This is a genomic window from Psychrobacillus soli (assembly GCF_006861775.1).
GTDB classification, from domain to species: Bacteria; Bacillota; Bacilli; order Bacillales_A; family Planococcaceae; genus Psychrobacillus; species Psychrobacillus soli.
Genome location: NZ_VDGG01000016.1, coordinates 96,302 through 109,101 on the forward strand (window position 1 = coordinate 96,302; position 12,800 = coordinate 109,101).

Consider the following 12,800-nt stretch of genomic DNA (forward strand, 5'->3'; position numbering starts at 1 on the left):
GTCTACCGCGATGGGAAAACTGAAAAGAGCTATCGACCGGAATCGAAGGCAGTGATGAAAGACTCTACAGCTTATATCGTAACGGATGTATTACGAGATGTGTTAACAAAAGGAACAGCTAAAACAGCAGCTGTTAGTGGTTTAGATATTGCTGGTAAATCGGGAACTTCGAACTATGACTCTAACCAAATGAAAGAATGGAATTTACCAAGCAGTGCATTCCCGGATGTTTGGTTCGCTGGATACACAACCAACTACTCGATTGCCGTTTGGTCTGGTTACCCAGAGATGAAAACACCGATGACAACAAATGAAGAACGTTATTTACCACAAACTATTTTCAAAAAAGTAATGGCTAATATTTCGGAAGATATGGCAACAGAGAGATTCAGTAAGCCAAATTCCGTAGTGGAAGCGACGATTGAAAAGGGTACGAACCCGCTCCAATTAGCGAGTGAATACACGCCAGATGAACTAAAAAGAACCGAGTTATTTGTAAAAGGCACAGAACCAACATCCGTGTCCGAGAAATTCGAACAATTAGAGCTAAATGCACCAACCAATTTATCCGTCGAGCTTGACGATCCTACTTTATCTGCAACACTGATGTGGGACTTCGAACGACCGGAAAAAATAGAAGAAAATGTACAATTTGAAGTATCCGTGGCAATTGATAACGGTCCTTCGGAAATCCTGCAAACAACTGATCAAACAGGACTGATTGTACAAAGTCTCATACCGGGAAGTACGTATGTATTCTCTGTAACTGCAGTTTCTGGTGAAGTTAGAAGTGAACCAGCTTCCGTTTCACTTACTTTAGAAGGGTTCGTGGAAGAAGAGCTAGAAGAAATGCCTCCTACTGATGAAACTGACGGAAATGAAAACTCCGAAGATTGGAATAACAGTGGAAATGGTAACGGAAATTGGAATGGTAATGGTAACAATAATGGAAATGGCGACGGAGGAAATAACGGAAATGGCAATGGCAATAACAATGGCAATAACAATGGCAATTCCGATGAACAAGTAAACCCTGACGACGATACAGATCCGAGTGGAACTAGCGGTGAGGAAGAAAATTCTGACTCCAATCCATAAGATTAAAAAAAGAACAATCCTACATGGATTGTTCTTTTTTTAAAGCGTATAGTGCAATTTCGTGAATCAATCTTGCAGATGTAGGAGTTGGTTGCTCTCGCATGGAGGTTGGTTGCTTTCATAGGTAAGTTAGTTGCTCTCGCTAGTGGACTGGTTGCTCTCTAGCTATATTTGGTTGCTTTCACTTCGTAATTGATTGTTATTTGCCATATATTTACTATTCAACTCGCTATTCTGACTTAGTTTCATTCAGTTAAGTCTCCATTTGAGAAATGGTTGCTTACGCATGGGGATTGGTTGCTTTCCCTAAAGGACTGGTTGCTCTCTAGCCAAATTTGGTTGCTTTCCCCGCGACACTGGTTGCCCTTAGCCATTTTATTACAAAACAAAAAAGAGAATGAGCGCATCGCTCATTCTCCTTCCTATGATTTATAATTCTGTGCTCGTAGTCGAGCAAGTTTCTTTTTCGTTTCTTTGAAAAGCTCGTCCAATTGCTTGAAGGCGGTATAATTATGTTTATTGTTTCTAATAAATGCAAATCGTTCTGAAAAATTAATAGGAGCTGCCTCCCCCACTTTACCTACAATCACTTCTAACAGCTGAATTCCTTGCTCCATTAGCTCCACTCTAGTAGTATCTTTTTCTTTAAAAAGTATAGCTAACTGGCCCCTTAAATTATCCCACTTTTCGAATTCGATTAAATTACGCTCCGGCAATTTTCTTCATCCTTTTCGTACCTTCTCGACAGACAGATAATAAAGGGCATTCGGGGCAATTCGGATTTTGAGCCTTACAGTGATAACGTCCAAAGAAAATAAGTTGGTGATGTGCCTTTGACCATAATTCCATTGGCGTCTTTTTCATTAATGTTTCTTCGACTTGTAGCACGGAGTCTTTCCATCTGCAAAGGCCTAGGCGTTTCGTCACTCTTTCTACATGTGTATCAACAGCAATGGCAGGAATATCAAATGCAACAGAAACGACCACATTTGCTGTTTTACGCCCTACTCCTGGGAAAGTAGTTAGTAAGTCTCTATCTGCTGGAACATCCCCATTATATAGTTCAATTAGCTGTTCACTTAACGCCTGAATATTTTTTGCTTTGTTACGATACAACCCAATCGAACGGATATCATTTTGCAATTCTTCGATTGGGACTGCTAAGTAATCTTCGGGCTTTGTATATTTTTGAAATAAGTTTTTTGTTACTTTGTTCACTAGTACATCTGTACATTGAGCGGACAATAATGTGGCAACTAATAACTCAAATGGATTTTTATGAACGAGTTCACAATGAGCATCTGGGAACATTCGCTCCATCTCATCTAGGCAATAATGCCATTGTACTTTCGTAAGCAAAACGCTTCCACCTACTCTCTCTCTTCTAACCAGTTGTAAAATGAGACTTTTGCAGAACTTGCTGATGGTTGTTCCACTTGTTTTTGAACTGGAATTTGCTGTCTAAATTGAGCTGTTTGATTTTCTGCTGCTTCTACTGTTTTAATATTTTTCTTTTTCCATTCAAATAAAATACGATCAATATAGCGCAAGCTAAGTTTTTGTGATAACACTGCTTCTTTTAACGCTAATCGAATTAACGCAGCGGAATGTTTATCTTGATCAAACCACATGCCAATTGTTTCGTATTCCATTGGAGATAAAAGCCGACCAAATTCTTGTTCAAATAACTTATATATTTCGCCTTCTTCTTCTTTCACTTGCTCGTCTTCGATATGATTTTCTTCTTGTTCTACGTAATTTAGTAAAAGTTCCCATAAATGATGGAAAGCATAATATTCATAGTGAACGCCATCCGCGTCCTTATGTTGATCTATTTGGATAAGCCCTTTTTGAACGAGGCGCTGTAAGATAGTAACTACTTTATGTTCATTGAAATGCGTGCGATCTACAAGGTTTTGTGGTGTCGGAAAATGATTTCCTGCTTCTCCATAAGCAATTAAATGCAATAAAAGAATCGCTTCTTCATCTTTAATATTAATCGCTTTGTAATGACTAAAAAAAAGCTGGGAAATGGTTACATTTCCCTGCTCAGTCCAAATACGGAGTCGATCTCGCTTTTGCATACTCATCGTCTCCCTTTTTTTCTATATTACAATGTGCTTTATAACTTATTACGGATATAAACGGTTTAATAGACGTGGGAATGGGATCGTCTCACGGATATGCTCCACTCCACTTAGCCATGCTACTGTACGCTCTAAACCTAGTCCAAAACCAGAATGCGGTACAGATCCTTGCTTACGAAGCTCTAAATACCAGGCATAAGCAGATTCATCTAACCCATGCTCTTGTATACGTTGTTTTAGAAGATCATAGTCCCAAATACGTTCGGAACCACCAATGATTTCACCATATCCTTCTGGTGCGATTAGATCGGCACATAATACAACATCATCTCGTGTTGGATGTGGTTTCATATAGAATGGTTTAATCCCTACTGGATAATGCGTGATGAATACTGGTTTATCAAAACTTTCAGCAATTGCCGTTTCATGAGGAGCACCGAAGTCATCTCCCCACACAATATCATCAAACCCTTTTTCATGTAAAAGTTTAATTGCATCATCATAAGAAATACGAGGAAACGGTGCTTGAATATTTTCCAATTTCGATACATCACGACCAAGTCTCTCTAACTCTAATGTACAATTTTTCAAAACAGCTTGAGCGATAAATGCTACATATTGTTCTTGTATTTCTAAGTTTTCTTCCAGTTCACAAAAAGCCATTTCCTGTTCAATCATCCAGAACTCGATTAAATGACGACGTGTTTTCGATTTTTCTGCACGGAAAGTTGGTCCGAAAGAAAATACTTTTCCAAGTGCCATTGCTGAAGCTTCTAAATATAATTGGCCAGATTGAGAAAGATATGCATCTTCGTCAAAATATTTAGTATGGAATAATTCAGATGTTCCTTCTGGAGATGACCCTGTTAAAATTGGCGGATCTGCTTTAACATAACCATTATTATTAAAAAACTCATACGTTGCACGAATAATTTCGTTACGGACTTTCATAACGGCATGTTGTTTTCTTGAACGTAACCATAAATGACGGTTGTCCATTAAAAATTCAGTTCCATGCTCTTTTGGTGTAATTGGGAAATCAACAGCAGCTTGGATAACTTTAATTTCTTTTACTTGTAATTCATATCCGAATGAAGAGCGGTCATCTTTCGTCACTTCTCCAATAATATACATAGACGTTTCTTGTGTTAAACCTTTAGCTGTTTGGAAAATTTCTTCGCCAACTTCTTCTTTTACGACAACTCCTTGCACAAAGCCAGAGCCGTCACGTAATTGTAGAAATGCTATTTTTCCACTTGAGCGTTTATTTGCAAGCCACGCACCAAGTTTAACTGTTTCACCTACATAGTTTTCCATATCTTTAATCATTATTTTTTTCATAGTTTCCTCCACAAGATCAATAGTTTAGTTATAAATTTGAAATTCGCTTCCACCAATCTCCATTGTCAAATAAGAGATACACATAATTGAGATTGTCTTTCTCGTTTACATAAGTTACTTCCCATACCGGACCTATTTCTTCCACGCCAAGTTTTGCGTGCAACAGCTTACTATTTTTTTCATTTGCCATTGCTAGTTCAATTGCTTTCTCTTTTGATATACCGTCTTGTAATTTTACTTCCATAATGGCATCATCTGTTTTCTTATCTGGGATGAAAAATGCTTTTTCTTCTCCCTTTGCAGTCTTGCCGATAACGGTATAGAAAGTACTCGTACTATTATATACGTAAGAGTCATCTACTTGAGAGAGTAAATTGTTTTTTGTTACATATGCTTCTGCGTTTTCATTCGCTTCTTTAAATGGTATTTTTGCTTGAAAATAAATGAGTAAACTAAGTATCACTGTTAAACTAATTGCAAAAATAACGATAAATAAGAGCCATCTTTTAAGTACCATCAGTTATGTCCTATAAATTGTAAAAACGCACTTTTCTTGATCTTCTTTATCAAGTGCTAAGCCAAACATCAAATTTTGTTGTTTTAATGTTCGATTTAATGCATCCACTAGTTTATATAAGTCCGATTGGTAATTGACTGTAACAGTAGATAGCACTTCTATTTTGTTTTCCATATTTCTACCCGCTTTCTAAAACTCATCCTTCATTAGTATACCAATTTTCAAGCTCTAAGACCATATTTTCGAGCGTCACTTTCTTAATAGGAATATTAGGAATTGCCTGTAAAAAGTCACTTCCATATGACTTCGTTTCTATTCTTCTATCCAATACGATAAAAACACCTTTGTCATTCGATGATCTTATTAAACGACCGAATCCTTGTCTAAATCGTAAAACAGCTTCAGGAAGTGAATACGCAGTAAATGGATTTTGACCGTTTACGCTCAACAATTCTGCACGTTTTTTATATAAAGGATCATCTGGTGATGAAAATGGTAGACGAACCATAATGATAACCGACAGTGCATCCCCTGGAACATCTACCCCTTCCCAAAAGCTGTTCGTTCCAAACAAGACAGATTTGGAAAAGCGTTGAAATGATTTCAATAGACGCATTCTACTACCTGAGGTCATCCCTTGAGCAAATAACATATAGTCTTCCAGTAAATTCGTATCTTGTATAATCTCCACTGTTTTCCTTAGCATATCTTGCGATGTAAATAAAACAAAGCATCTACCTTCTGTTACTAGTACCGTCTGGACAATCGCTTCTGCCACCGCTTCAATATAATCACTTTGAGACACTTGCTTAATGTCTGGCATATCCTCCATGATTAATAGTTCAGCTCCGTTATAGTAATCAGCAGCCGCTCGATATTGGTGAATAGGGATAGTTGTACTTAACCCTAATTGAGACGTAATGAAATGACGATTAGAAGGCACCGTGAGCGTACCCGAAGTCCAAATGACTGCACCGGATGCCCTCAAAGGGTCTACCGCTTCTTTAATATCTTTTTGATAGTTTAGCGGTCGTTTAATAATGGTTAAACTTCCCGGAATGCTTCTCGTATCAATTTCTAGCCATTTCGCTTCAACTGCTTCATCAAGTAAAAATATTTCATCCCATTCACTTACTTTAATCTCAAGTTCTCTTATCCAATATTCCCACTCGTTTAATAATACAGTAGCCTGATCATCCAGCTTATTTTTCGCGTAAGTAGCTAATATAGATTTTGCCGATAAAATATACGTTTGCATCGCAGTTGCAACTGCGCGGAAACTGGAGGGGTTCAACCTTAAATCTTCTAATGTTGACATTCTTTTTGTACTTTTCGAATGCCCCTTTATAGATGGAATGATATGAGTAATAGACGAAATAGCTTGATCAAAAGACTCGACTACGTCTACATATTGTTTTTCCAGTCGAATTCGTAGCGCTAAAGGTATATGTAGCACCGCGAGTTTACTGAGCAGTTGGTCCGTATCTAATGTACCAAATTGACCTAATACATACTTCCAAGTCGTATAAGAAAATATGCGTTCTTTTCGAGACATACTCGCATGAATGACTTGATGTGCTTCGTCAATGATTGTTGCACAGCCATGTGATAATAATTTTTTCTCTCTCTCTCGATCTGCCATAATCATCGCATGATTCGTAACTAAAATATCACATTTTTCGCTCTTTCGAAGCGCTCGTTCATAAAAATCTATTTCCCGCTCTTCCAATATTTTCGAAAGCGACGTTTTTCTAATTTTATCTACGAATAATTGACCCCCGCCTGAAACATTTAGCTCGGTTAGATCCCCTTCATCCGTTATCGTTAGCCAAACTAATATTTGCATAATCGTAAATGTTTCGTCGTACGATTCATCATCTAACTGCACATGCTGCCAAAATCGATACAAATCAATGTAATGTTGCATTCCTTTAAGCTTAGCCACCCGGATTGGAAGTCCTAAAATATCATTTAATTTCGGGATTTCCTCTAACACTAACTGGTCGATTAAATGAGTCGTATATGTACTAATAATGACTGGTTTTTGATGACCCATCCCGAAAATTACGGCAGGTAATAAATAACCTAATGTTTTACCTATTCCAGTCTCTGCTTCACATACCGTTTCCGTCCGTTTTTCTAACGCGTTTTGAATTTCGTCCATAAACGCAAACTGACCTTGTCTTTCTTCAAAATGGTTAAGTCCTTTTTGAAAAAGCGTCGTTTTTAACTCTTTCGTTCGTGGAAAAGTAATCGATATTTGACTAGCAGGTTGCTCTTTTTCCACTTCTTTTAGTGGAATTCCCCGATACATCGGATAGTCTGCTGCATCATATTTTTTTCTTTTGTTCGCTAATACATCAAAAAATAAAATAGATAAATTGGATTTTAACTGAAAGGATCTTTTATGTAATAATTCAATTGTTTTTAAAGGCAAACTTTGTAATTGTTCGATGCATTTTAATAATAAATAGGCAGTAGCTAACGCATCGTCATCTGCACGATGGGCTACATTTAACGGAATATGTAATTCTGTTGCGATATCTTGTAATTTATAACTATACAGATTCGGAAACATAAGCTTTGTAAATTCTACTGTGTCCATCGTTTTGCATACAAGTTTAGGAAGTCCTACTCGTTTCAATTCTTTTTGCAAAAAAGGAAGATCGAAGTGAATATTATGCGCCACAAAAATATGATCTTGCAATAGATCTAACACTTTAGATCCGATTGTTTCGAAAAGTGGTGCATGCGCTACGTCTACGTCTTTTATTTTCGTTAAGTCTTGTATAAAAAATGGGATTGGTTTTTCGGGATTGATAAATGTTGAAAACGTATCTACAATTTTGCTATTTTCAATAAAAACAATTGCAAGTTGAATAATACGGTCACCACTCGTCGATGAATGGCCTGTTGTTTCAATATCGACAACTGCATATTTATGATTTTCCATTATTCCTCAACTCGCTATCCATTATGTTCTAAAAAAATTGTACCACATTCGGGAATTAGAAACGAAAAATATGCTAAAAAGAAAAGTTGGATTTTTGGGGGTATTTCTTACAGGGATGCCTTCAACAGAGGAACAAACGCTAAGAGCGCCACATCCTGTGGCAACGCCTTCGTGACCAACATCCTGTTGGCCTCGGTCGGAGTCACCGCCTGCAGCGAAAATCAATGGAAATTGCTTACTTATAAGTATTGACTCGATATATAAATCCATAAAATGGCTTAGGGCAACAAACTGGTCATTGAAAGCAATCAATTCTACTTCGAGAGCAACCAACTCTTAAAATAACAAGTTTACTTGGATTGAGACGATGATGATTACGACGCATTATCCCTAAAAAGTGTCTCATTATAAAAATAAACAAGGAACTTCCCTTGAAAAAGTGAAAGAGCTCCCGAAATTGCATCTTCGGGAGCTTGCATAATGAATAAAATACTATATTACATTACAGTCGCTTCTGGTTCGTAATGAATAATTTGATTGATTGTGTTATCTTGATTCATTATGGCAACAGTTGGTTGATGGCTTGCTGCTTCTTCATTCATTACATATGCATACGATAAAATAATGACGATATCTCCGCGTTGTACTAGACGAGCGGCCGCTCCGTTTACACATATAACACCGCTGCCTCTTTCTCCAGCAATAATATACGTTTCAAAGCGTGCCCCATTATTATTATTTACAATATGCACTTTTTCATTTGGCAGCATGCCTACCGCATCTAAAATGTTTTGGTCAATCGTAATACTTCCAACATAATTTAAATCAGCTTCCGTTACGGTCGCACGGTGAATTTTACCATTTAACATCATTCGTAGCATTTCTTACACTTCCTTTACATCTACAAGAATATTATCAATCAAACGTGCTTTTTCAAAAAAGACAGCTGTTGCAAATAATAGTTGGCTAGCTTGCTCTGAAACTTGTTGTAAGAGCGGGTATGTTACGACTTCAAAATAATCTATTTTACCAGCTGTGTTTTCCTCGATATGTGCTTTTCCTATTGCGATTGCTTCATCCACATTGTTCGTTTGCTTCCAGTGTTCTGTTGCGAGCGTAAGAGCTTTGTGTAAATGAATAGCTTCTGCTCTTTCCACTTCACTTAAAAACACATTTCGAGAGCTTTTTGCAAGTCCATCTCCTTCACGTACTGTTTGGACACGAACAATTTGTACCGGGAAATTATATGCATGCACAAAAGTTTCAATAATCGCTAGTTGCTGAGCATCTTTTTGTCCAAAGTATGCCTTCGTTGGCTGCACAAGGTTAAATAATTTCGTGATAACTTTTAATACACCATCAAAATGGCCCGGTCTACTCTCTCCACATAGTTTGGTAGAAAGCTCCCCTACTTGTATCGTAATCCCGCTTTCAAATGGATACATTTCTTCTGGCGTAGGGTTGAAGATGAGATCAACTCCAGCTTCTGTAGCGATTTTCAGATCGCGCTCTATGTCTCGTGGATATCTGTCTAAATCTTCATTTGGTCCAAATTGAGCAGGATTGACGAAAATGGTCGCCACTACAAAGTCATTTTCTTTTCTTGCTCTATTTAATAATGCTTGATGGCCTTCATGTAAATACCCCATTGTTGGAACAAGGCCGATTGTTTTATTTTTATTTGCTTCAAGTATATGTTTTAACTCATCGATTGTTTGAACTGTTTGCATAAGTAGTGCCTCCGTACAATTGGTTTAGTTGCTCTTCTTTCATTGTAAATGAATGCTCTAAAGCTGGGAAAACTCCACTTTTTACTTCTTCCACGTATTGCTGGATACCTGCTGTAATAGGCTCGCCAACATTAGCAAACTCCTTTACAAATTTCGGAATATGGTGCTTACCGTATTTCACTAAATCGTGGAATACTAATACTTGACCGTCTGCTGTAACTCCTGCTCCAATACCAATTGTCGGAATGATTAACGCTTCCGAGATCTTTGCTGTTAACTGATGAGGAATACATTCCAATACGATTGCACAAGCACCTGCCTGCTCACATTTTTTCGCGTCTTCGATTAGTTTTTCTGCAGCTTCGGCAGTTTTTCCTTGTACCTTATATCCTCCAAGCACACCAGCCGATTGAGGAGTTAAACCAAGATGTGCTACAACTGGGATTCCCGCAGAAGTCAACTTTTCAATAACAAGGAGAACATCGTCCGCCCCTTCTACTTTTACCGCTTGTGCCCCTGTTTGTTGCATAATTTTCACAGCATTCGCAAGTGACTGATCTAGTGAGCCGTGATACGTACCAAACGGCATATCCACGACTAAAAACGTATTGGGCGCACCTCTTCTTGTTGCTTTTCCATGATGAATCATATCATCCATCGTAACTAGTACAGTAGAATCATATCCTAGCACGACCATCCCAAGTGAATCCCCTACTAATAGCATGTCGATTCCCGCATCTTCTGCAAATTTAGCCGTTGGGTAATCATACGCCGTCATCATTGTAACCTTTTCCTCTTTTTTCTTCATTTCCACAAAATTACTCGTCGTTTTCAATTAAATTCCTCCTCTTTTTAAGTGGAGAGAAAACCAGCAAAAAAGCCCTTCGTTCCAAGAGTGGACAGAAGGGCAGAAAATGTAAATTCAAAGGTTTTCTCCGTCCCTGTCATATGCAGATCAAGGCAGACTATTCAATTACTTGCTCATTGAAACAGGTGCAGTTCGTCAAACGATACTGCCCAACGCTTATAGAATAACAGAAAATTGTTTGGGCGTCCAAATGATTTTACTTAATGGGCAAATCAGCAGTACTAGTGTCCCTTTTTAGGAGAGTGCATCGTAAAAGGTGTCGGCTTTGATTTTCGCTACGGTCGTACGTTTTTCGACTGTGTGAATCCAATAAATGGCTTAGAGCAACCAATTCTAAAATAACAAGTTAACTTGGATTGAGACGGCGGCGACTGTACTCATAAAAGGTTATGTGGTAGTCACGAAAGGTTATGTGGCGGTCACAAATGGTTATGTGGTACTCACGAAAGTTATGTGGCGGTCACAATTGGATATGTGGTACTCATAAAAGGTTATGTTGCACTCGTTATTTACTTACAGATAAAAAGCTCCCGATATTACATTTTCGGGAGCTTGGTCTATTTATTTATTCATCAAATGAATATCCGCTGAATATATTCCACGAATTTCACCATTATCCAGTTTAAGCTCTAGCACGCCATCATTCGTAATGCCCATTGCCACACCTTCTACCGTTTCGCGTAACATATTGGCACGAATTCGTTTACCAATCGTACAATTATAACTTTCCCAAAGTAATTTAATCGGCTCGAAGCCATTTTCTACATACATATCTGCGTATTTTTCCAAATAAAACAATATTTTAGCTACGAGTTCGGCACGGTTTACTTCTTGTCCAGATTCCATTTTTAAAGATGTAGCAATCGATTGAATGGATTCGTCGAAAGCTTCCAGATCTTGGTTGACATTTACGCCGATTCCGATAATAATCGCTTGTACACGATCCATATCTGCTTGTAGTTCTGTCAAAATGCCCGTCACTTTTTTGCCATTAATCAATAAATCATTCGGCCATTTGATCGCTGGAGAACAATCGGTTAAATCCTCAATTGCAAGCGTAATTGCTACTGCGGAAACGAGGGTAAATTGGGCTGCAAATTGAGGACTGATTTCTGGGCGAATGATGACACTCATCCAAATTCCTTTATTTGCTGAAGAATCCCAAGGTCGTTCTAGTCTTCCCCGTCCAGCTGTTTGCTGTTCGGTAATAATCACCGTTCCATGAGGTGCTTGCTCGCTTGCTTTTTCGGATGCAATTGTTTGAGTAGATTCACAAACGGGATAATAAGCTATATTTCTTCCAATAGACTTCGTTTCTAAATAAGATGTAATTCGTTCTTGTGAGACTATGTCTGGAATGGATTGCAAAATATAACCTTTTTTCTTAATAGCTTCAATCACATATCCGTCTTCTTCAATACTTTTTAAATGCTTCCAAATCATCGTTCGTGAAATATTCAATTCATTGGCAAGCTTTTGACCTGAGATTGGTTCACCATTTGCATTAATTAGTTGGGAAAGTATCTTTTCTTTCATTGACATACTCACTAAAAACCATTCCTTTATATAAGTATACTGTCATTAAATATCAAGGGACTTAAAAGCCTTGAATTAATGCTATTTATTAATATCTATACTATCACAAACTGTCATACAGAAAGTACATTGAATATTAAGGTATAGATAATCATACATTTAATCAAAGTTGTATATCAAAGTATTAAAGAGGGAGTCTAGCTATGAGTATTGAATTTATTTCACTGGCACCAACAATGTTTCAAGTGTTTAAATCAGGAGAGTCAAATCCCCAAAAAATAAAGCGGATTGTTTATGGACAAGCTACATCAGACGCAAATGGTATAGCTACACTTTATTTTACATACAATGGTTTACCTAATGGCAATCCATTATTAACAACTATTGACTATGCCTTGTCAAGCGTATATTCTACAAATCCTTCGATAATTGCAAGACCTAGAGTACAAATGCGAGAGAAGAATGTTGTTGCAAAATATGTCTCTGCAAATGTTACAAATATTAGTGGTGTAACAGTTCTAGGAATTAATGTATTAGGTTCAGAAAATCCAATGAGTGGAATTCTTGTAGATTTTATGATTTTAGGTAGTTTTGATAATTAGGTGAAGCAAGCAAGTGACCTATTGGACGACTTTTTCTAATTTAATCGCTTTTGGTCACTTGCTCGATT

Annotated in this window: 13 protein-coding genes; 2 read left to right on the plus strand and 11 right to left on the minus strand. The window is 37.6% G+C overall.

Annotated elements, in window-relative coordinates:
- On the plus strand, window positions 1-1,098 hold a 1,098-nt coding region (locus FG383_RS21315; RefSeq protein WP_246096945.1), incomplete at its 5' end, for a fibronectin type III domain-containing protein.
- A 422-nt stretch (window positions 1,099-1,520) separates the two neighbouring features.
- On the opposite strand, the gene FG383_RS09645 is transcribed toward FG383_RS21315, so the two are convergent.
- From FG383_RS09645 to FG383_RS09695, 11 genes are all read right to left on the minus strand, one after another.
- Window positions 1,521-1,814 (minus strand): YpoC family protein, encoded by a 294-nt coding sequence (locus tag FG383_RS09645; protein ID WP_142607202.1) that lies wholly within the window; start codon window positions 1,812-1,814, stop codon window positions 1,521-1,523.
- Window positions 1,801-2,457, minus strand: coding sequence for an endonuclease III (gene nth, locus FG383_RS09650; protein WP_142607203.1), 657 nt, complete (start codon window positions 2,455-2,457; stop codon window positions 1,801-1,803). The genes FG383_RS09645 and nth overlap by 14 nt, the downstream gene beginning before the upstream one ends.
- Before the next feature lie 11 nt (window positions 2,458-2,468).
- Window positions 2,469-3,182, minus strand: coding sequence for a DnaD domain-containing protein (locus tag FG383_RS09655; protein WP_142607204.1), 714 nt, complete (start codon window positions 3,180-3,182; stop codon window positions 2,469-2,471).
- A 48-nt stretch (window positions 3,183-3,230) separates the two neighbouring features.
- Window positions 3,231-4,526 carry an asparagine--tRNA ligase gene (asnS, locus tag FG383_RS09660; RefSeq protein WP_142607205.1) on the minus strand — a complete coding sequence of 432 codons (1,296 nt, stop codon included), beginning with the start codon at window positions 4,524-4,526 and terminating at the stop codon, window positions 3,231-3,233.
- A gap of 28 nt (window positions 4,527-4,554) precedes the next feature.
- Entirely contained in the window at window positions 4,555-5,043 is a 489-nt protein-coding gene (locus tag FG383_RS09665) for a cell wall elongation regulator TseB-like domain-containing protein (protein ID WP_142607206.1), read from the minus strand.
- A gap of 3 nt (window positions 5,044-5,046) precedes the next feature.
- Window positions 5,047-5,217, minus strand: coding sequence for a YpmA family protein (locus FG383_RS09670; protein WP_142607207.1), 171 nt, complete (start codon window positions 5,215-5,217; stop codon window positions 5,047-5,049).
- Window positions 5,218-5,239: 22 nt separating this feature from the next.
- On the minus strand, window positions 5,240-7,996 hold the full coding sequence (dinG, locus tag FG383_RS09675; protein ID WP_185907901.1) for an ATP-dependent DNA helicase DinG: 2,757 nt from the start codon (window positions 7,994-7,996) through the stop codon (window positions 5,240-5,242).
- 497 nt (window positions 7,997-8,493) lie between these two features.
- Window positions 8,494-8,877 carry an aspartate 1-decarboxylase gene (gene panD / locus FG383_RS09680; protein ID WP_142607209.1) on the minus strand — a complete coding sequence of 128 codons (384 nt, stop codon included), beginning with the start codon at window positions 8,875-8,877 and terminating at the stop codon, window positions 8,494-8,496.
- 3 nt (window positions 8,878-8,880) lie between these two features.
- A complete protein-coding gene (gene panC, locus FG383_RS09685) occupies window positions 8,881-9,726 on the minus strand; it encodes a pantoate--beta-alanine ligase (protein ID WP_142607210.1) in 846 nt (281 codons plus the stop codon).
- Complete coding sequence (gene panB / locus FG383_RS09690; protein WP_142607211.1) at window positions 9,701-10,561, minus strand: 3-methyl-2-oxobutanoate hydroxymethyltransferase; 861 nt, start codon at window positions 10,559-10,561, stop codon at window positions 9,701-9,703. The genes panC and panB overlap by 26 nt, the downstream gene beginning before the upstream one ends.
- A gap of 594 nt (window positions 10,562-11,155) precedes the next feature.
- The gene (locus tag FG383_RS09695; protein ID WP_142607212.1) at window positions 11,156-12,142 is read right to left on the minus strand and encodes a biotin--[acetyl-CoA-carboxylase] ligase; all 987 of its coding nucleotides are present in this window, start codon (window positions 12,140-12,142) and stop codon (window positions 11,156-11,158) included.
- Between the two features lie 191 nt (window positions 12,143-12,333).
- On the opposite strand from FG383_RS09695, the gene FG383_RS09700 reads away from it, so the two are divergent.
- Window positions 12,334-12,732, plus strand: coding sequence for a hypothetical protein (locus FG383_RS09700; protein WP_142607213.1), 399 nt, complete (start codon window positions 12,334-12,336; stop codon window positions 12,730-12,732).
- Window positions 12,733-12,800 lie beyond the last annotated feature (68 nt).